Below are 17,678 nucleotides of genomic sequence, written 5' to 3'. Positions count from 1 at the left end.
TCACGCTCCGCGCCGGTAGAGCGGCCACATCATGGCCTGGCGTGCCAGCAGGAATGCCGCCGCGCCCGAGAGAAACGCCGCGGCGCCGGCGCGAGCGAGCACGAACAGAATCGCGCACGCCAGCGCGATGCGCGCCACCTGCACGCCGAACGCCGCCGCCATCCTGCCCGCGGCGAAGAGCCGCCCGTTCCAGTGCAGCGACGCGAAGTGCAGCACGCCCGCGCCAAACCCCACAGCGGCGCCCGCGATCAGCCAGAAAACGAAGCTAGTCATGATGGTTTCCCTGTTGCCGATGCATCCACTTCCACGCGGACCACAAGCCCGCCGCCGCGCCGATCATCAGCAGCGGCGCGGAGAAGAACACGCGCGTGGCGAAGAAGCGATCGAGCCAGCGTCCGATGAGCAAGCCGAGCAATGTGGGCACGACGATGGTCCAGCCCAGAATGCCGATCTGGCCGAGACGGCTTGCCAGCGACGGTTCCGGTTCCGCGCGGCCGCGTGCCTCGCGGTTCGCCGCGCTTTTTGCGGCGCGCGCCACGCGGTCTTCGGCGTCGTCTTTGTTGGCGGGCGGCATGTCGTGAGCGTCGCGAGGGTCGCGAGGATCGTGAGCGTCGGGGGCGGTCATTCAGAGGTCTCCTCGCGAACGGGAATGCCGCCTTCCCCCGACGCACCCGGCCGCAGGAAGCGCACCATCTGGCGCACGGCGCGCGCATGCAGTCGCAGTTCATCGACGCGCGCACGGCGGCGCGCTTCGAGCTGCGCCGCGCGCGTGGCTTGCACGTCCGCTTCCAGTCGTTCGAGCGACTCGCCGGGAATGGCCTCGCGGCAAGCGATCTGGATGCGGCTACCGTTGTCGGAGACGATCAGCACGCCGCCGTCCACGGCGCAGAAGTGCTGGACGTCGTCGGCGGTGCGCCAGCGCACGACGGACGCGCGCAGCAGCGTGACGAAGTCCGCGTGGCCCACACGAATGCCGAAGCTGCCGCTGCCGTCTTCGGCGCGCAGCGAGACGATGCCGAGACGATCCACGAGCACGCCCGCGGGCGTGGCGATGGTGAGCGCCAGGGCCGGTGTATCGGTGTTCATGGCGGTGCTCACGACGCGGCCTGTCGAGTCTGTGGAGACGGTGTGCTTGCGGCGGCGCGTGCTTCCTTTTCACGCGCTTCTTCGAGCGTGCCCACCATGTAGAACGAGCTTTCCTGCCACGTGTCGCAGTCGCCCGCGAGAATCGCCTTGCAGCCGGCAATCGTGTCCGCAATCGGCACGGAGCGGCCGGGCTGGCCCGTGAAGGCCTCGGTGACGGCGAAAGGCTGGGTGAGAAAGCGTTGCAGGCGGCGCGCGCGCTGCACGCGCACACGGTCTTCCGCGCCCAGTTCTTCAATGCCGAGCAGCGCGATCACGTCCTGCAACTCGCGATGATGTTCGATGATCCGCCGCACTTCCGTCGCCACCGCGGCGTGCTCCTCGCCCACCACGAGCGGATCGAGCAGGATGGACGACGACGCGATGGGATCGATGGCCGGGTACATGCCCTCGGCGGCCATGGCGCGAGAGAGCACGACCATGCTGTCCACGTGGGCCGCGATGGTGGTGACGGCGGGGTCGGTGAAGTCGTCGGCGGGCACGTAGACGGCTTCGATCGCGGTGACGGATACATTGCCCACGGAGACGATGCGCTCTTGCAACGCAGCCACTTCGCTCGCGAGCGTGGGCTGATAACCCACGCGCGACGGCATGCGCCCGAGCAGGCCCGACACCTCGGCGCCGGCCTGCACGAAGCGAAACACGTTGTCCATCAGCAGCAGGACGTTCTGGTGATGCTCGTCGCGAAAATATTCAGCGATGGTGAGTGCCGTGAGCGGCACGCGCCAGCGCGCGCCGGGCGGCTCGTTCATCTGGCCGTAGACCAGCACGGTGCGCGGCAACACGCCGGAGGTGCGCATGTCGAGCAGCATCTCGTGCCCTTCGCGCGAACGCTCGCCCACGCCCGCGAACACGGAGATGCCCTGGTACTGCTCGACCATCGCGTGAATCAGCTCCATCACGAGCACGGTCTTGCCCACGCCCGCGCCGCCGAACATCGCGGCCTTGCCGCCTTGCGCGAGCGGCGCGAGCAGATCGATGACCTTGATGCCGGTGGTGAAGAGGCGCGGCGCGCCAGATTGCGCGGCCAGCGGCGGCGCGTTGCGATGAATGGGACGGCGTGGCGTGTCGGCACCGGGGCGCTCGCCGCCGTCGCGCGTTTCGCCGAGCACGTCGACAAGACGGCCCAGCACGGCGTCGCCCACGGGCACTTCGATGGGGCCGCCTTGCGTTCGAACTTCGGCACCGCGCTTCAGGCCCGAGGTGGATTGCAGCGCGAGCGCCCGAACCGCACTGCTGTTCAAATGCGCCTGGACTTCCGCGATGACGGGCTCGGCGCCGCCCGTGTCGATGGAAAGGGCGGAGTCGATGGGCGGCAGCGCTTCAGCGGGGAACGCGACGTCGATCACCGCGCCGCGCACGGCCAGTACATGGCCTGTGGCGGCGGCTGCGTTGACGGTGGGTTCGTCGGACTGCGCTGCGACTGTATTGGATTCGACCGGCACGAAGCTGCCTCGCGAAGACGTCAGGGAATGCTCTGACGATAGCCGCGGTGCCGCCTGGCCGGCTGATCTTCATCAAAGATTGCAGGGGCGCTGCCGGCTGAACCGTCTGGCGCCGCTTTCAGTTGCCTTGCCGCGTTAGGCTTCAGCGCTGCCCGTTCAGTGCCCGTGGCGAGCGGCCTGCCCGCGCGGCGGGTTGATGTGCGTGGGGCCGACCCGGGCTTCGATGTCGGCTTGCAGCGAAGGGCGCCATCCGAAGCCGAACAGCGCTTCGGCCAGCACGAACAGGGGACCGATCAAGAGGCCGATCACGTCGTCAGCGAAAGCCGGCTTGCGATGTTCGTAAGCAACGTGGCCGACGAACTGGAAGATCCAGCCCACCACGAAGAGACCGGCACCGACCGCGAGCCACACAAGCATGGTCTGCTGGGCGACCCACTGCCCGAAGGCGACGCATGCAGCCGAGAACACGGCCATCATCACGCCGAGCGACACGTCGAGCACGAGGTAATAGAGCGTGGCCGCACCGAACAGGGCCCACGCGGGAGACACGGTCATCGGCAGAACGCCGAGGTTCGACGCGGGCCGCGCGAGCAGAACGGCGAGCGCGACCACGATCATGGGAATGCCCACGAAGTGGGTCGCAATATTGCGGCGGTCGCGATGATAGGCCGCGTATTGAGCGAGTTGCTGGGTCAGCGTCTTCACGGGTGTCTCCCTTATGTGCAAGTTCGCTATGATCCCGGGCAGTCATGCAACAGACCTTCGGGTAGCCGACATTTCAGCGCATCTGCCATGAACTTGCCTACCGATTCGAATGATCCCTCGAATGCGTCCACGCCGAACCAGGCGCTGGCTACGGCGCTCGGGCGCAGCCTGTGGTTCCGCTCGGCGCCACAAGCGTTGCAGTCGGCGCTGCTCGCCGCGGGGCGCGAGGTGCGTTTGCTCGCGGGCGAGCGGCTTTTCATGCGCGGCGACGCGGACAGTGGTCTGTATTGCGTGATCGATGGGCTCGTGCGGATCGGCGCGGCCAGCTTCGCGGGGAAAGAAGCGTTGCTTGCCGTGATCGAGCCCGTGAACTGGTTCGGCGAGATCGCGCTGTTCGACGACCGTGCCCGCACGCACGATGCCTACGCCGAGCGCGATTCGACGCTCTTTCATGTGCCTCGCACCGCGTTGCTTGCGCTGCTCGAGGCAACGCCTGCGTGGTGGCATACGTTCGGTTTGCTGCTCACGCAGAAACTGCGCCTCGCCTTTGAAGCCATAGAAGAAGCGGCGCTGTTGCCCGCGGCCCAGCGCGTAGCGCGGCGGTTGATGCTAATGGCAGGCGGCTTCGACAGCACACAAGCCGAGACTGCGCAGCCCACGCGCGTCGTCAAGGTGCCGCAGGAAGACCTGGCCATGATGCTCGCGCTCTCGCGGCAGACCATCAACCAGATTCTTCGTCAGTTCGAGATGCAGGGTGCGTTGAAGCTGCGCTACGCGGAGATTGAAATCGTGGACGCGAAAAAGCTTGCGGCCCTTGCCGACGTGAACGAATCAGACGGGACCGAATCGAAAAAAGGGCGAGCCTGAGCCCGCCCTTCCAACGCCGCAATGGTCTCGTGCTGCAACCGTGCGGCGCATGCTACATACAACTGTCGTTGTTATTCCGTAGCGTTGGTCTTCGTATCGCCACCGGCCTTGGCCGTTGCGCCGGCCTGCACGTTGGCCGATGTACCTTCCGCGGCCGGCTCGGTGGTCTTGCTGGTCTTCTCTTCGACCTTCGCCTTGGTCGCGTGAACCTTCTTCGCTGCGACCTTCTTCACTGCGTGAGCCTTCTTCGTGACGTTCTTGCCTGCTTCGCTGGTCTTTTCTTCGACCTTGGCGGCACCGTCTTGCGCCGTGGTCTTCACGTCGGATGCCGCTTGCGTGAGGGACGGCGTGGCCTTCAGGTTCGCCTGGGCGCCCGCCGATACGGGCGCGGAAGCTTGCGCGAAAGCAGTCGAAACGAGCAGGGCGGATGCGAGCGCAGCGAAAATCGTCTTCATACTTGACTCCTTTTGTTGGCAGCTGAAAAAGGTCAGCGCTGCCCATTCAACGCAAGCGTGGACACGCGAGTTGACCCTCATGCAGTGACAAAACGTAAGCGAGGCAAGCATTCGTTTCGTAGCGAAAGCGCACGGCTCCAGCAATAAACAGGGATCCTGCCTATTTGAACGGGTTGTTGACCACGCCCGGTTTCGCATCGGGCTCGTCGCCGATCTTTTCCGGCAAGTCCGATTGCGCCTGCAGTGTCTCCACCACGCTATCGAGCGCCTGTTTCAATGCGAGCGCTGCTTTGAGGCCGCGCTTGTCACGCGTAATTTCCAGCGTGCCCGACACGACGACGCGCGTCGTGCCGTTCTCTACCGTGAGTGCGTCGCCTTGAACGTTGAGCACGTCGTCGTCGTTTGCGTATGCCTTAAACACCTTTGAGTCCTCCCGGACGTTGGTCCTTCAGATTCTCCGGAATGCCAGGAAACCGGATGCCGCTCGCCGCTTCAATATCGTGTACGGAGCGAATCTCGTAGCGGTTCGTTGCCACGTTCTGCGTCACGATGGCGAAGGCCATGTCGCGCGACGGCAGGTACACCACCTTGAACAACTCGGTGGGTACGAAGACGCGCGACGGGCCAATAGTCTGCAACTGCGCGCCCGTGAAGAGCGGACCTGTGACCACGTACGCTTCGCCATAGCGGCTCGCGAGCTTGCGCACCGTCGATTCGATGCGCGCCCACAGCCGTTCGTTGTTCTGCCGGTTCTGCGGCACGATGTTGGCGAGCGAGAACGATTCTGCCATTGCCTGCGGATTCCAGCGGTTGCCGGCGGGGCTCATGTGACCGCGGTCGAAGCCGCTGCGCTTATAGTCGGCAAGCGTGGCGCCTTCGCCGGCAGGCAGGCGGTCGTCTTCGAAGAAGCGGTTGGTGCGCGTCATGTCCTGCGCGTCGGCAATGTGCTCGCGCGTGAGATGTTCTGCGGACCAGAGCGGCCCGTGCGTGATACCGGAGTGCAGCACGACGAAATCCGAGTAGCACAAGAGCCGTGTTCTTGGCTCCATCTTCGGATTGGTGAGCCGCGGGAACTGACCTTCGGGAACGAACTGCGTGCAGGGTGAGGACGAAGCGGAGGGCGAGGCAGCGGCGTGAGCCGCAATGGAGAGCAGCAGGCAGGCGAGCAGCTTCTTCATGAGTGGCAGTATCGATGAACGGGGCCGCAAGTATAACGGCGATCATTGGCTGCGCAGCGCGCTGAAACGGTCTGTTTCGTTTGCATGCGGCGAGGCGCTGGAAGGGCTCTTCGACACGCCCGCGCATCGCTGTTCAGGCGCGCTTCGTTGCGCTTGATCGCGACTTGCGCCGTTGCAATGACGGCGAGCGTTCGGTGAGATCGACTGTCGCTGCAGCCGCTGTTTTGCCGCTCGCAAACTGACTTCGCCACGAGGCGGGCGTGGTGCCCTTCATCGATTTGAACTGGCGGTTGAAGTGAGAGACGTTGGGAAAGCCTGAGCGCAACGCAATGACCGAAACGGGCAGCGACGTGTCGGCGAGCATGCGGGCTGCGTGTCCGATTCGCACGCGCGTGACGTAGCGGCCCACGCTCTCGCCCAGGTGCTGCACGAACCAGCGGTTAAGCGACCGCTCCGAGAGGCTGGCCGCCGCGCTCAATTCGCCGAGCCGCAACGGCTCGGCGAATCTTGCGTCGATCAATGCGAGCACACGATTAATGCGTTCGGGCTCGTGGCCGCTCGGCATGCCTGCTCGACCGGACGCTTGCGACGACGCAAACGCATGCGGTGACGCGAGCGGCTCGCCATCGGCATCCGCAAGCAGACAGAGCACGTCGAGCGTAGCGGCGAGGCGTGTGCGCGCATCAGTCGAAAGCAGCGCATCGAGGCGTTCACGCATGGCGGCGGCAGCGTTGCTCGCGAAGGCGAGGCCGCTTGCCGAGCGACGCAGCAGGCGACGCAGCGGCTCGTATTCGCGGCAGCAGTCGGCCATGCGCCGCGCCCAGTCGCCGTCGAACCAGATCACGATGGCGACCTGCGGCAGCGAGGCATCGATGGACCGATTCGACGCCCACGTATGCGGCAGATCCGGCGGCACGAGCACGAGGTCGTCTGCGCCGTATTCGCTCACGCTGTCGCCGATGTAGCGCTTGCCGCGGCTGTTCATCGTGAGCGTCAGCTCGTACTCGGGATGGTGGTGCCATTCGAAGGGAATCTTCGGCAGGCGCCGGTGATAGACCCGAATCGAACAATGCTCGCCGAAATCCACGCGTTCGTAGGCCGGTTTCATGTCTGAATCCGCAAAGTCATTGGCCGGATCGTATCACCGCCCGCGCCGTGCGGCGCCTATGCTCGTCGCACCCATCTCAACGAGATTCATGAAGGAGACAACCATGACGTCCGTGACGACGCCCCTGAGCATCGACGACCTGCCGGCCGCCATCCGCGAAGCCAAACGCGAATTGAAGGCGGCCCTGCCGAACTACCGCGAGGTGTTCGCCGAGGTTGAGGCGGAAATGATCCGCGAGGCGAATGCAATCGAGGTCCAACGTGCAGCCGGCGAGGCCGTGATTCCGGAGATCGATTTCGCGGACATTGCCGCGGGCCGCGTGCGCGACGAGCAGACTGCGCGCGTGAAGTCGCGCGGCGCGTGCGTGATTCGAGGCGTGTTCGACGCCAGGCTCGTCGAGCAGTGGGACGACGAGATCGCGCGGTACGTGGAGCGCAACCGTCTGGACGAGCGCCTGCAGCATCGAGCCGAAGACCGCTATTTCGGCAACCTCGCGTCGAGCAAGCCGCAGATTTACGGCGTCTATTGGTCGAAGCCGCAGGTCATGGCGCGGCAGTCGCCGGCGCTCACCACGGCGCGCGTGTTCCTGAACCGGCTATGGCGCGCGCAAAGCGAAGGGCGCGTGCATTTCGATCCCGAACGCGTTCCCGTTTATGCCGACCGGCTGCGGCGCCGGCCGCCGGGCTCGGAATCGCTGGGGCTTTCGGCGCATTGCGATGGCGGGTCTGTCGAGCGCTGGATCGAGAGTAATTTTCGCAAGGTCTATCGGCACGTCTTCGATGGAAACTGGCGCCGTTACGACCCCTTCGATGGCGCGTATCGCACGGAGGTACGCGAAGTGCCGTCGCCTGCAGTGTGCTCGATGTTCCGCACCTTTCAGGGCTGGACCGCGCTCACGCAGCAGGGTCCAGGCGACGGCACGCTGCAACTGGTACCTATCGCAAACGCGATGGTCTACATCTTGTCGCGCGCACTTCAGGACGACGTAGCCGACGACGATTTGTGCGGTGCAATGCCGGGCCGCGCGCTCTCGATCAAGCCCCAATGGCACGCGCCGCTGTTCCGGGCGCTGTCGTCCATCCCGCTCATGCGACCGGGCGACACCGTGTTCTGGCACAGCGACGTGGTGCATGCCGTGGAAGACGCACATCGCGGCAAGGGCTACAGCAACGTCATGTACATTGCGTCCGCGCCGGCCTGCGCGAAGAACGACGCGTACCTGAAGCGCCAGTTGCCGGCGTTCATGAAGGGCGAGAGCCCGCCCGACTTTCCGGCCGACCATTTCGAAACCGACTTCGTGGGACGCGCGACGCTGGACGACCTCTCGACGCTGGGCAAGGCGCAAATGGGCGTGGAGTGACAGCGCAAAAAAAGGGCCGCCTTGCGGCGGCCTGAATGCGTGGACTACGGCGCCACTCTAAGCGGCCAGACTTAAGAAGCGCTTAAGGTACGCGTTTTCCCCGACGCGCAGGCGTCGCAAAAAAACGGGAGGGCAACCGCAAGAGGAAGACTAATCGCCAAAGATGCGGTGTTCGGCCAGCACGTGCTGCCGGTCTACCGCTTGCAACCGCCAGTAGCCTGTCATCTGCGCACGCGCGCCGGCCGACGACCACGCGGCGTCGCCCTGTGTGGCGCTGATGCGTTGCTTGCGGTCCACGTGCAGCCCGCGCAGCGTGCACAGCGGTTCTGCAACGCTCGGGGCGCACAGCGCAGTGACGTCGCCGGCGTCACGCAACTCGCCCCATTCGGGAAGATCGATCCCTTGATGTGATTCTCGCGACCACCGGTGCTCGTCGGTGTCGAGCCATAGCACAGCGTAGTCGTGATTAACGGTCGGATCGGAACCGTTGATCAGAATGGTCAGGCGCATGGCAGTTCCGTGCGAGGGAGGAAAGGCAGTGAGACTTACCAGTCTATGACAGCGAAAGCGTTATTCAAGGCTGCCGCGACGGCGCTTGTTGCTGCGCTACAGCACACACGACTGAGCGACGTGAGCGTGCAAATGGTGTTCCAGCTATCGGCGGGATTGAAAAACACAATTGGGAACGCGAGGCGCAACTTCTAGATTAAAAGGCACGGTGCGCAAAAGCGCCTGTTCGTGGCGAGCCGCGCGCCGTCCCCCAATACAGACTGGAAGGAGGCACAGATGGCACAGCTCAAGGGCTCGAAGACGGAGGACAACCTGAAGCAGGCGTTTGCCGGAGAATCGCAGGCGAACCGCCGCTACCTGTATTTCGCAGCGAAGGCCGACGTTGAAGGCCAGAACGACGTGGCCGCGCTGTTCCGGTCCACGGCGGAGGGCGAAACCGGCCACGCGCACGGCCATCTCGAATATCTGGAAGCGGTGGGCGACCCGGCGACGGGGCTGCCCTTCGGCTCGTCGCGGCTGAACCTGCAGTCCGCCATTGCGGGCGAAACGCACGAATACACCGACATGTATCCTGGCATGGCGAAGACCGCGCGCGAAGAAGGCTTCGACGAAATCGCGAACTGGTTCGAAACGCTCGCGAAGGCCGAACGCAGTCACGCCAACCGCTACGCGAAGGCGCTCGAAGCGCTCGCGGACTGAGACCGCAAGGCGTCGCGCATATTGCACGGCAGAACGACTGCTGCCGCGCCTCGTCCGTGCTCTTTGCGAGCGGACGAGGCGCTGTTGCGCGCGCTGAATGCACGCGAGGCGGCGCACGAAAACACGAGCCTCCATAACTAGAACAGGAGACGTCATGCCCCACAAGGAAGGCAGCCTTGAAGCGCCGACGCGTCATCCGCTCGACTGGCGAAACGAGGCGTTCTACGACGAGGCGCTGCTCGACAAGGAACTGGCGCGCGTATTCGACATATGCGCCGGGTGCCGCCGCTGCGTATCGCTGTGCGGCGCCTTTCCGACGCTGTTCGATCTGGTGGACGCCACAGACGCAGGCGAGGCACACGATGTCGATCCGAAATCGTTCGGCAGCGTGGTCGACCAGTGCTACCTGTGCGACCTCTGCTACATGACGAAGTGCCCCTACGTGCCGCCGCATCAATGGAACGTGGATTTTCCGCACCTGATGCTGCGCGCCAAGGCCATTGCGTACCGGCGCGGTGAAGTGAAGCTGCGCGATAAGGTGCTCTCGAACACCGATGCACTCGGGCACTTCGCCGGCATTCCCATCGTGACGCAAGCCGTGAACGCGGTGAACCACACGCCGGCTGCGCGCGGTGTCATGGAAGAGGCGCTGGGCGTGGATCGCAAAGCCTGGCTGCCCGACTTCGCGCCGCGCAAGTTCCGCAGCGCCGCACGCCCCGCCACGGCGACGCGCGTGCAGGACGGCGAACGCACGCCGGGCAAGGTGGCCATCTACGCGACCTGCTACGTCAATTTCAACGAGCCGGGCATTGGCCACGATCTGCTCGCCGTGCTCGATCACAACGAGATTCCGTACGTGCTGGTATCCAGCGAAGCATGCTGCGGCATGCCGTTGCTCGAACAAGGCAACCTGGAAGGCGTGGCCGCGAAGAAGGACAAGAACATGCCGGTGCTCGCGAAATACGCGCGCCAAGGCTATGCGCTGATGGGCGCCATTCCGAGCTGCGTGCTCATGTACAAGCACGAGTTGCCGCTGATGTTCCCCGGCGAAGAAGACGTGCTCGCTGTAAGCGAAGCGTTCTGGGACCCGTTCGAGTACTTCGTCTCACGCCATCGCGACGGGCTGCTCAAGACCGACTTCAAGACGCCGCTCGGCAAGGTCTCGTATCACGTGCCGTGCCATGGCCGCGTGCAGAACATCGGCCGCAAGACCTTCGACATGCTCGCGCTCGTGCCCGATACGAAGGTAGACGTCGTGGAGCGCTGCTCGGGGCATGCGGGCACGTTCGGCGTGAAGAAGGAGTTTCACGCGATGTCCATGAAGATCGGCACGCCTGTCTTCAAGGCGATGGCGCAGCCCGAGACCGACTACATTGCGTCCGACTGCGCGCTCGCCGGGCATCACATCGCGCAGGGTATCGAGGAAAACAGGCTGCCGGACAAGGCGCAGCTTGCGCATCCGCTCACGCTGCTGCGTCGGGCGTACGGAATCTGAGCGCGCTCACCATTCACGTTCGACACAGAGGGCATTCGATGACTATTGCAAGAGAGTCGCTCCTGACGCTGGAGGCCTACGCCAAGGTGCGCCACGCCATGCGCGGCGATGTGATCGAGCACAAGAAGCGCCGCACTGTCACGCTGGGTAATCACCTCACGTTCCTGTTCGAAGACGAGTTCACCATTCGCTACCAGATTCAGGAAATGCTGCACATCGAGAAGATTTTCGATGAGGACGGCATTCAAGGCGAACTCGATGCCTACGTTCCGCTTGTGCCGGATGGCAGCAATCTCAAGGCGACCTTGCAGATCGAGTACGAGAACGAGATAGAACGCCGCGCTGCGTTGGCGCGGCTGATCGGCGTGGAAGACCACGTGTTTCTTCAGGTGGGCGACGAGCCGCCCGTCTACGCGATCGCAGACGAAGACCTGGAACGCGAGAACGCCGAGAAAACGTCGGCGGTGCATTTCGTGCGCTTCGAATTGAGCGAGGCGTTGAAGGCACGCCTCAAGGCCGGCGCGCCGCTCAAGATCGGCTGCGATCATTCGAACTACCGCGTGCCCACGCAGACCATCGGACCTCCGGTGCGCGACTCGCTTCTGGCCGACCTTGCCTGAGCGCTCGCGTTAGAGGTCTTTGCGGTACATGACGAAGCCGGGCTTCTCGGCGACGCTGTCGTAGAGGCGCATGGCCGTGTGGTTCGTTTCGTGCGTGTGCCAGTACACGCGTGCTGAGCCGCCTGCTTTCGCAGCGTCGTACACCGCGAGAATCAGCGCGCGGCCTACGCCCTTGCCGCGCTCGCTTTCCAGCGTGAACAGATCCTGCAAGTAGCAGACCGGACCCAGCATCGTCGTGCTGCGGTGGAAGAGGTAATGGACGAGGCCGAGCAGGCGGCCGTCGCGCTCCGCCACGAATGCATGCATGGGCTCGTAGCCATCGAAGAAGCGCAGCCACGTTGCGCGCGTAATTTCGCTGGAAAGCGCGGTCTTGCCGTGGCGTCCGTAAAAGCGGTTGTAGCCGTCCCAGAGCGGCAACCACGCTTCGAAGTCTTGCGGGACGACGGGGCGGACGGTGAGGGCTTCAGTCAAGATCATCTCTCCTGGAAGGGTTCGTTGTGTGTGGGTCGGGTGTCACTGCGCGGCCGTGCATTGCGCGAGGGCGGCGAGTCTTTGTTCGCTGCTCGCGTTGTCTGTCGTCCTTTCTTTCTTCCGAACGGTTGCGTCAGCCTGCTGTTGCTCGTGTTCGACGTCGCTCACGCAGGCCGCGAAGTTCGCTTGCGCCGTTTCGACAGGCTTCACAGCGTAGTAGCCCGTCGCTGCTGTCGCGGCGATAGCGGCGCTCACCGTGAGCATCGCGAGGCCACGCGGGCGCGTCTGCCGCTCGCCGCGCCGCAAAGGGGTGGGCTTCCGTGTGCGCCCAGCGCTCTGGGCGTATGTCTCGCGATGAGTTGCCATGCACTGTGCCTCGCCGGGTTGAACGCGTCGCAGCGAAAAAAGAAGAAGCGCCATCGACCTGACTCAGCTTAAAAAAATCGTGGCACCATTGTTAGTCCCACATGGACGGAAAAATCTGGAGCCACAGGCGTGGACTACGCTTTGTTGATGTCGAACTTCGCGCGGCAGGCGGGCCGCAAGCTCACGCAGCAAGACCTGCTGTATGAAAGCCTGCGCAAGGCGATTCTGGATGGCGACATCGGGCGCGGCACGCAGCTCGTGTCCACGCGCGCACTCGCGGAGCAGCTCGGCATTGCGCGCAACTCGGTGCTGTACGCCTACGAGCGGCTCAACGAAGAGGGTTTCATTACGGCGAGCCGTCATGGCTCGTGGGTGAATCGCGTGGGCGCGGCCAACCCTGTGCTGCCGGCCGACCGTAACGACGTAAAGGGCGCGGGGCTATCGCGGCGCGTGCTGGCCTTGCCGCCAAGACGTAGCGCCCGTGGGGCGAGCAGCGGCTTTCGGCTCGGGGTACCGGCGCTCGACGAATTTCCGCTCGCGCAGTGGCGCGTCGCGCTGGAGCGCGCATGGCGCTACACCGACGCACGCGATCTGGGCTACGGCGACAGCGCCGGCCACCCGGCGCTGCGCCGTGCCATTGCGCAGTACGTGCGCGTTTCGCGGGGCGTGCGCTGCACAGCCGAACAGGTGTTCGTGACAGACGGCACGCAGACCAGTCTCGATCTCTGCGCCCGCATGCTGGCCGATGTGGGCGACAGCGTATGGATTGAGAACCCCGGCTACAACGGCGCGCGCGTCGCGTTTCTCTCGGCCGGGCTCGAACTCGTGCCCATACCCGTGGACGCAGCCGGCATGGCCAGCACGCCCGACGACTGGCAGCGCACGCCGCCGCGTCTCGTCTATTTGACGCCGTCGCATCAATATCCGCTGGGTAGCGTGTTGAGCCTTGAACGGCGCAGCGCGCTCATCGAGCAAGCGCGTGCAAACAGCGCCTGGATCATCGAGGACGACTACGACAGCGAGTTACGCCACAGCGGCCCGCCGTTACCGTCTATTCAAGGCCTGGTTGCCGACGCGCCCGTGGTCTATCTGGGCACGTTCAGCAAAACCATGTTTCCCGCGCTGCGCATCGCCTTCATGGTGGTGCCGCCATGGCTTGCCGCGGACACGGCCGTGGCGCTTGGCTCGCTCGCGCGCCAAGGGCGCGTGGCGGATCAGCTCGCGCTGGCGGATTTCATCGAAAGCGGCCGGTATGCGCGGCATTTGCGGCGCATGCGGCGCGTCTATCAGCAACGGCGCGCGGCGCTGGTCGAGGCGATGGGCCGGCATATGGCCGGGCTCGTGACGGTGTCCGCGGATGCGGGCGGCATGCACCTGAGCGTGCGACTGGATGCGCCCGTGAACGACGTTGCCGTGAGCGACGCCGCACGCGAGCAGGGGCTGCTTGTTTCGCCGCTCAGCATCTTTTGCCTTCGCGCGGAGGATGCTGCCCGCTACAACGGCTTTTTGCTCGGCTACGCGGAGATCGCGCCGCAGCACGCGGATGCGCTCGTTGCCCGACTCGCCGACATCATTCGCCGTTTGATGTGAGCTCGAGGCGCGACGCCGCGCCCCGTCTGCGAGACGCGCTATTCGGCGCGCAGCCAGCGCAGCAGCGAAGCGGTGTCGCCGCTGCCTACTGCACGGGCCACGCGCTTTCCAATGGCCGCGCCGAATTTGTACGCGTGGCCCGAGCACGCGGATACCACGAGCGCGCGGCCAATCTGCTCCGCGAAGAAGCGCGTGTCCGCGGTGAACGTGTAGACGCAGGTGCGCACGTTCGTGATCGCGTATTCGTCGATGCGCGCAAGCGGTGGTGAAAAAAGGCTGCGCACCGCCTGGCCTTCGTCAGGCAACGGCTCGCGATTCGTGTCGGCATCGGGATTCACGGTCTTGTGCGAACTCGCTCCGAATTTGAGCCCCAGCGTGCCCACCGGCGGCAGCACGTAGCCGCTCGAGGCGCCGCCAATGTCCACAATGGCCGGCGCCTCGCGCCATGCGGGCTCCAGGTCGGCGGGCGGCTGCACGTAGACCACGACGTTGCGCCACGTCGTCAACGTGCGGACAAGCGAGGGGAAGAGCCGCGTGACCCATCCGCCGGCAGCCACGACGAGGCGGTCTGCCTTGAGCGTGCTGCCGTCGTCGAGCTGGACGGAAGCACTGGCCGGATCGACGGAAAGCGCACGCGTCTGCGTGCGAATTTCCACACCGCGCTTCACGAGCCACGCAGAGAGATCGCGCGCGATGCCTTCGCACAGCAGCGCGCCGCCTTCGCGGTCGAGCCATGCGTGGCGAAACGTGGAGGCATCGAGAAACGGATAAAGACTCGCGGCCTCGTGTGCGCTCAACGCTTCATAGCGAAAGCCGACGCGGTCGAGTCCTGCACGGAACAACTCGGCGTCGTCGCCCACGTGCTGCGAAATGCCCAGCACGCCGCGCCTGGCATAGTGCGAGACACCCAGGTCGTTCCAGAGCGCATCCCACGCTTCGAATGCTTCGTTGATGTTGCGCGCGTAGCCGTCGGCGCTGCCGTACGCGCGACGGATCATGCGGTGCTGATCGCCGGATGCGCCAAGCTTGTTCGGAATCGATCCCTGCTCGACGAGCGTGACGCTGTGGCCGGCTTTCGAGAGTGCCCAGGCGCTGGTGAGGCCGGTAATGCCTGCCCCGAGAACGGTGACTTGCATGGCTGCTCCTTGCTGAAGGCCCGTGCAAGTCTAGCAGTGCAGGTTGAAACGTGGCGGGAACGAGATACTGAGTGCGCTAAGCGCGCCGCGCAAAAAGCACGAAGGGCGGAGAGTCCGCCCTTCGTGTGTCGTGACAGGCCGCTATGCGACCTGCTTTCAAAGCGGCTTACATCGCAGCGGCTTAAATCGCAGCGGCTTACATCGCAGCCTTGAAGATGCCCACGATATCTTCGTGGCTTGCCTTCAAGGGATTCGTGAGGCCGCAGGCGTCTTTCAACGCATTGGTGGCGAGCGTATCGAAGTCTTCTTCCTTCACCTTGAGCTCGCGCAGTCCAGCCGGAATGCCGACGTCGCGGGCCAGCTTGCTGATGGCCTGAATGCAGGCCTGCGAGCCCTCGTAATTCGAGAGTCCCACCACGTTGACGCCCATTGCCGCGGCCACGTCACGCAGTCGCTCTGCCGCCACACGCGCGTTGAACGCCTGCACGTGCGGCAGCAGCACTGCGTTGCAGACACCGTGCGGCAAATCATAGAAACCGCCCAACTGGTGAGCCATGGCATGCACGTAACCCAGCGACGCATTGTTGAATGCCATGCCCGCAAGGAACTGCGCGTAGGCCATGTTCTCGCGCACGGCCAGGTTGTTGCCGTCCGCCACGGCCGCGCGCAGCGACCCGGAAATCATCGTGATGGCCTTCAGTGCGCAGGCATCCGTGATCGGATTCGCTGCCGTGGAAACGTAGGCCTCCACGGCATGCGTGAGCGCGTCCATGCCGGTGGCTGCGGTCAGGCTCTTCGGCATGCCCGTCATCAACTGAGGATCGTTGACCGAGAGCACCGGCGTGACGTGCTTGTCGACGATCGCCATTTTGATGTGGCGCACTTCGTCGGTAATGATGCAAAAGCGCGTCATTTCCGAAGCCGTGCCGGCTGTGGTGTTGATCGCGACCATGGGCAATTGCGGACGCGCGGAGCGGTCTACGCCTTCGTAGTCCTTGATCTCGCCGCCGTTGGCCGCCACGAGCGCAATGCCCTTGGCGCAGTCGTGCGGCGAGCCGCCGCCCAGCGAGATCACGCAGTTGCAACCGTGTTCGCGCAAGAGCGCTAGGCCGTCGGCCACGTTGCGTGTGTTCGGGTTCGGACGCGTGCCGTCGTAGACGCAGCTCTGAATCTGCTGCGCTTCGAGCAGCTTCTGTACGCCGGCGACCACGCCGATTTCGTTGAGCACCTTGTCGGTGACGATCAGGGCCTTGTGCAGGCCGTACTCTTTCATCGACTTCGCGGCTTCTTCCAGACAGCCGGCGCCGATCATGTTGACGGACGGAATGAAAAATGTGGAGGCAGGCATCGGTTCGCTCCCTGGCGATAAAGGTGACCTGCCTCGACGTTACGCCGCTCGCCGCGGCGATTTCTGATCCATCGCAAACGACAGACGATTTGACGCAGGGGTTATGCCGCTCGAATACCGCTGCGTCCCGCGTGTTTAAACGTACCCCGCCACGTGATGCGGCACGTAAGGCGCTTCGAGCTTCGCGATTTCGTCCTCAGTGAGCGCGAGCGAGAGCGCCGCAATGGCGTCGGTCAAATGGTGCGGCTTCGATACACCCACAATCGGCGCCGTCACAGGATGCTTCTGCGCGACCCACGCGAGCGCCACCTGCGCGCGCGACACGCCGCGCGCATTTGCAATCTGCGCCACGGCTTCCACGACTGCACGGTCCGCGTTGGCGGTGGCGTCGTAGAGCTTGTGCCCTACGGCGTCGGATTCCTGGCGCTCCGTGGTCTCGTTCCAGTCACGCGTGAGGCGGCCGCGCGCAAGGGGGCTCCAGGGCAGCACGGCGATCTTCTGGTCCGCGCACAGCGGCAGCATCTCGCGCTCTTCTTCGCGATACAGCAGGTTGAGGTGGTCCTGCATGCTCACGAACGACGTCCATCCGTTGAGCCGCGATGTGTAGAGTGCCTTGCTGAACTGCCACGCGTGCATGGACGACGCGCCGATATACCGCGCCTTGCCCGCCTTCACCACGTCGTGCAGCGCTTCGAGCGTCTCTTCGATAGGCGTGTGATAGTCCCAGCGGTGGATCTGATAGAGATCGACGTAGTCGGTGCCGAGGCGGCGCAGGCTGTTGTCGATCTCGTTGAAGATCGCTTTGCGCGAGAGCCCCGCGCCGTTAGGCCCCGGACGCATGCGGTTATAGACCTTGGTCGCGATCACGATGTCGTCGCGCTTCGTGAAGTCGCGCAGCGCGCGGCCCACGATCTCTTCGGAGGTGCCGTCCGAATACGTGTTGGCCGTGTCGAAAAAATTGATGCGGCTTCGATGGCCTCGCGGATGAGCGGACGGCTGCGATCTTCATCGAGCGTCCAGCTGTGATTGCCGCGTTCGGACACACCGTACGTCATGCAGCCAAGACACAGGCGTGACACTTCGAGTCCGGTGGAACCGAGCCTGACATAGTCCATTGCTGTTTCTCCTTGATGAAAGCAGAGGGCAGGGGCAAACGGCGCGGCGAGCGCGATCGTGCCGCGA

The 17,678-nt window shown here is 64.5% G+C and carries 20 protein-coding genes and 1 pseudogene; 6 read left to right on the top strand and 15 right to left on the bottom strand.

The genetic code is table 11. The features are described 5' to 3' along the window. From PKKP23_RS01280 to PKKP23_RS01260, 5 genes are all read right to left on the bottom strand, one after another. Window positions 1-273 (bottom strand): N-ATPase subunit AtpR, encoded by a 273-nt coding sequence (locus PKKP23_RS01280; protein WP_126875491.1) that lies wholly within the window; start codon window positions 271-273, stop codon window positions 1-3. Next, complete coding sequence (locus PKKP23_RS01275) at window positions 266-574, bottom strand: AtpZ/AtpI family protein (RefSeq protein ID WP_126875626.1); 309 nt, start codon at window positions 572-574, stop codon at window positions 266-268. Before PKKP23_RS01275 ends, PKKP23_RS01280 begins: the two co-directional genes overlap by 8 nt. A 47-nt stretch (window positions 575-621) precedes the next feature. Continuing rightward, complete coding sequence (locus PKKP23_RS01270; protein WP_026121295.1) at window positions 622-1,086, bottom strand: F0F1 ATP synthase subunit epsilon; 465 nt, start codon at window positions 1,084-1,086, stop codon at window positions 622-624. Between the two features lie 8 nt (window positions 1,087-1,094). After that, window positions 1,095-2,588: a F0F1 ATP synthase subunit beta gene (atpD, locus tag PKKP23_RS01265; protein ID WP_161978059.1), complete on the bottom strand. Its 1,494-nt coding sequence runs from the start codon at window positions 2,586-2,588 to the stop codon at window positions 1,095-1,097. A gap of 156 nt (window positions 2,589-2,744) precedes the next feature. After that, window positions 2,745-3,293 (bottom strand): Mpo1 family 2-hydroxy fatty acid dioxygenase, encoded by a 549-nt coding sequence (locus tag PKKP23_RS01260; RefSeq protein ID WP_126875490.1) that lies wholly within the window; start codon window positions 3,291-3,293, stop codon window positions 2,745-2,747. Window positions 3,294-3,380: 87 nt separating this feature from the next. On the opposite strand from PKKP23_RS01260, the gene PKKP23_RS01255 reads away from it, so the two are divergent. Continuing rightward, window positions 3,381-4,160 carry a Crp/Fnr family transcriptional regulator gene (locus PKKP23_RS01255; RefSeq protein ID WP_126875489.1) on the top strand — a complete coding sequence of 260 codons (780 nt, stop codon included), beginning with the start codon at window positions 3,381-3,383 and terminating at the stop codon, window positions 4,158-4,160. 71 nt (window positions 4,161-4,231) lie between these two features. Here PKKP23_RS01255 and PKKP23_RS01250 read toward each other — a convergent pair whose 3' ends face one another. The 4 genes from PKKP23_RS01250 to PKKP23_RS01235 form a co-directional block, all read right to left on the bottom strand. Further along, window positions 4,232-4,615 (bottom strand): hypothetical protein, encoded by a 384-nt coding sequence (locus PKKP23_RS01250; protein WP_126875488.1) that lies wholly within the window; start codon window positions 4,613-4,615, stop codon window positions 4,232-4,234. A gap of 160 nt (window positions 4,616-4,775) precedes the next feature. Then, window positions 4,776-5,036, bottom strand: a complete 261-nt coding sequence (locus tag PKKP23_RS01245) for a hypothetical protein (RefSeq protein ID WP_126875487.1) — start codon at window positions 5,034-5,036, stop codon at window positions 4,776-4,778. After that, window positions 5,029-5,793 carry a DNA/RNA non-specific endonuclease gene (locus PKKP23_RS01240; protein ID WP_017774089.1) on the bottom strand — a complete coding sequence of 255 codons (765 nt, stop codon included), beginning with the start codon at window positions 5,791-5,793 and terminating at the stop codon, window positions 5,029-5,031. Before PKKP23_RS01240 ends, PKKP23_RS01245 begins: the two co-directional genes overlap by 8 nt. 133 nt (window positions 5,794-5,926) lie before the next feature. After that, window positions 5,927-6,901 carry a helix-turn-helix domain-containing protein gene (locus tag PKKP23_RS01235; protein WP_126875486.1) on the bottom strand — a complete coding sequence of 325 codons (975 nt, stop codon included), beginning with the start codon at window positions 6,899-6,901 and terminating at the stop codon, window positions 5,927-5,929. A 103-nt stretch (window positions 6,902-7,004) separates the two neighbouring features. Between PKKP23_RS01235 and PKKP23_RS01230 the strand changes: the two genes are divergently transcribed. Then, entirely contained in the window at window positions 7,005-8,261 is a 1,257-nt protein-coding gene (locus tag PKKP23_RS01230; protein ID WP_126875485.1) for a DUF1479 domain-containing protein, read from the top strand. 150 nt (window positions 8,262-8,411) lie between these two features. On the opposite strand, the gene PKKP23_RS01225 is transcribed toward PKKP23_RS01230, so the two are convergent. Next, window positions 8,412-8,771 carry a DUF3564 domain-containing protein gene (locus PKKP23_RS01225; protein WP_126875484.1) on the bottom strand — a complete coding sequence of 120 codons (360 nt, stop codon included), beginning with the start codon at window positions 8,769-8,771 and terminating at the stop codon, window positions 8,412-8,414. Window positions 8,772-9,047: 276 nt separating this feature from the next. On the opposite strand from PKKP23_RS01225, the gene PKKP23_RS01220 reads away from it, so the two are divergent. The 3 genes from PKKP23_RS01220 (at window position 9,048) to PKKP23_RS01210 (ending at window position 11,585) form a co-directional block, all read left to right on the top strand. Next, on the top strand, window positions 9,048-9,470 hold the full coding sequence (locus PKKP23_RS01220) for a rubrerythrin family protein (RefSeq protein ID WP_017774084.1): 423 nt from the start codon (window positions 9,048-9,050) through the stop codon (window positions 9,468-9,470). A 154-nt stretch (window positions 9,471-9,624) separates the two neighbouring features. Continuing rightward, on the top strand, window positions 9,625-10,965 hold the full coding sequence (locus tag PKKP23_RS01215) for a heterodisulfide reductase-related iron-sulfur binding cluster (protein ID WP_126875483.1): 1,341 nt from the start codon (window positions 9,625-9,627) through the stop codon (window positions 10,963-10,965). Between the two features lie 38 nt (window positions 10,966-11,003). After that, on the top strand, window positions 11,004-11,585 hold the full coding sequence (locus PKKP23_RS01210; RefSeq protein WP_017774082.1) for a DUF3501 family protein: 582 nt from the start codon (window positions 11,004-11,006) through the stop codon (window positions 11,583-11,585). A gap of 9 nt (window positions 11,586-11,594) precedes the next feature. Here the strand turns inward: PKKP23_RS01210 and PKKP23_RS01205 are convergent, their stop codons facing one another. Further along, window positions 11,595-12,062 (bottom strand): GNAT family N-acetyltransferase, encoded by a 468-nt coding sequence (locus PKKP23_RS01205; RefSeq protein WP_017774081.1) that lies wholly within the window; start codon window positions 12,060-12,062, stop codon window positions 11,595-11,597. A gap of 36 nt (window positions 12,063-12,098) precedes the next feature. Continuing rightward, window positions 12,099-12,422 carry a hypothetical protein gene (locus PKKP23_RS01200; RefSeq protein WP_126875482.1) on the bottom strand — a complete coding sequence of 108 codons (324 nt, stop codon included), beginning with the start codon at window positions 12,420-12,422 and terminating at the stop codon, window positions 12,099-12,101. Window positions 12,423-12,551: 129 nt separating this feature from the next. Here PKKP23_RS01200 and pdxR point away from each other — a divergent pair, with 129 nt between their 5' ends. After that, the gene (gene pdxR, locus PKKP23_RS01195; RefSeq protein WP_168724512.1) at window positions 12,552-14,012 is read left to right on the top strand and encodes a MocR-like pyridoxine biosynthesis transcription factor PdxR; all 1,461 of its coding nucleotides are present in this window, start codon (window positions 12,552-12,554) and stop codon (window positions 14,010-14,012) included. Window positions 14,013-14,050: 38 nt separating this feature from the next. On the opposite strand, the gene PKKP23_RS01190 is transcribed toward pdxR, so the two are convergent. The 3 genes and pseudogenes from PKKP23_RS01190 to PKKP23_RS01180 all read right to left on the bottom strand — a co-directional run bounded on the left by PKKP23_RS01190 (window position 14,051) and on the right by PKKP23_RS01180 (window position 17,611). Then, on the bottom strand, window positions 14,051-15,148 hold the full coding sequence (locus PKKP23_RS01190) for an NAD(P)/FAD-dependent oxidoreductase (RefSeq protein WP_017774078.1): 1,098 nt from the start codon (window positions 15,146-15,148) through the stop codon (window positions 14,051-14,053). Window positions 15,149-15,344: 196 nt separating this feature from the next. Continuing rightward, entirely contained in the window at window positions 15,345-16,496 is a 1,152-nt protein-coding gene (gene yiaY / locus PKKP23_RS01185; RefSeq protein WP_126875481.1) for an L-threonine dehydrogenase, read from the bottom strand. Window positions 16,497-16,631: 135 nt separating this feature from the next. Then, a pseudogene (locus tag PKKP23_RS01180) lies at window positions 16,632-17,611 on the bottom strand (aldo/keto reductase). Window positions 17,612-17,678: the final 67 nt, after the last annotated feature.

The sequence above is a fragment of the Paraburkholderia kururiensis JCM 10599 = LMG 19447 genome, from assembly GCF_003986935.1.
Taxonomy (GTDB): Bacteria; Pseudomonadota; Gammaproteobacteria; order Burkholderiales; family Burkholderiaceae; genus Paraburkholderia; species Paraburkholderia kururiensis.
This window is presented reverse-complemented; position numbering and strand designations above follow the sequence as displayed.

Excerpts from the sequence above, each read along its gene's own strand:
- PKKP23_RS01200 (WP_126875482.1), bottom strand. The coding sequence starts at position 12,422 with ATGGCAACTCATCGCGAGACATACGCCCAGAGCGCTGGGCGCACACGG.
- PKKP23_RS01210 (WP_017774082.1), top strand. The coding sequence starts at position 11,004 with ATGACTATTGCAAGAGAGTCGCTCCTGACGCTGGAGGCCTACGCCAAG.
- PKKP23_RS01215 (WP_126875483.1), top strand. The coding sequence starts at position 9,625 with ATGCCCCACAAGGAAGGCAGCCTTGAAGCGCCGACGCGTCATCCGCTC.
- PKKP23_RS01240 (WP_017774089.1), bottom strand. The coding sequence starts at position 5,793 with ATGAAGAAGCTGCTCGCCTGCCTGCTGCTCTCCATTGCGGCTCACGCC.
- PKKP23_RS01225 (WP_126875484.1), bottom strand. The coding sequence starts at position 8,771 with ATGCGCCTGACCATTCTGATCAACGGTTCCGATCCGACCGTTAATCAC.
- PKKP23_RS01255 (WP_126875489.1), top strand. The coding sequence starts at position 3,381 with ATGAACTTGCCTACCGATTCGAATGATCCCTCGAATGCGTCCACGCCG.
- PKKP23_RS01230 (WP_126875485.1), top strand. The coding sequence starts at position 7,005 with ATGACGTCCGTGACGACGCCCCTGAGCATCGACGACCTGCCGGCCGCC.
- PKKP23_RS01205 (WP_017774081.1), bottom strand. The coding sequence starts at position 12,062 with ATGATCTTGACTGAAGCCCTCACCGTCCGCCCCGTCGTCCCGCAAGAC.
- PKKP23_RS01270 (WP_026121295.1), bottom strand. The coding sequence starts at position 1,086 with ATGAACACCGATACACCGGCCCTGGCGCTCACCATCGCCACGCCCGCG.
- PKKP23_RS01235 (WP_126875486.1), bottom strand. The coding sequence starts at position 6,901 with ATGAAACCGGCCTACGAACGCGTGGATTTCGGCGAGCATTGTTCGATT.
- PKKP23_RS01220 (WP_017774084.1), top strand. The coding sequence starts at position 9,048 with ATGGCACAGCTCAAGGGCTCGAAGACGGAGGACAACCTGAAGCAGGCG.
- yiaY (WP_126875481.1), bottom strand. The coding sequence starts at position 16,496 with ATGCCTGCCTCCACATTTTTCATTCCGTCCGTCAACATGATCGGCGCC.
- PKKP23_RS01280 (WP_126875491.1), bottom strand. The coding sequence starts at position 273 with ATGACTAGCTTCGTTTTCTGGCTGATCGCGGGCGCCGCTGTGGGGTTT.
- PKKP23_RS01190 (WP_017774078.1), bottom strand. The coding sequence starts at position 15,148 with ATGCAAGTCACCGTTCTCGGGGCAGGCATTACCGGCCTCACCAGCGCC.
- PKKP23_RS01250 (WP_126875488.1), bottom strand. The coding sequence starts at position 4,615 with ATGAAGACGATTTTCGCTGCGCTCGCATCCGCCCTGCTCGTTTCGACT.
- PKKP23_RS01275 (WP_126875626.1), bottom strand. The coding sequence starts at position 574 with ATGCCGCCCGCCAACAAAGACGACGCCGAAGACCGCGTGGCGCGCGCC.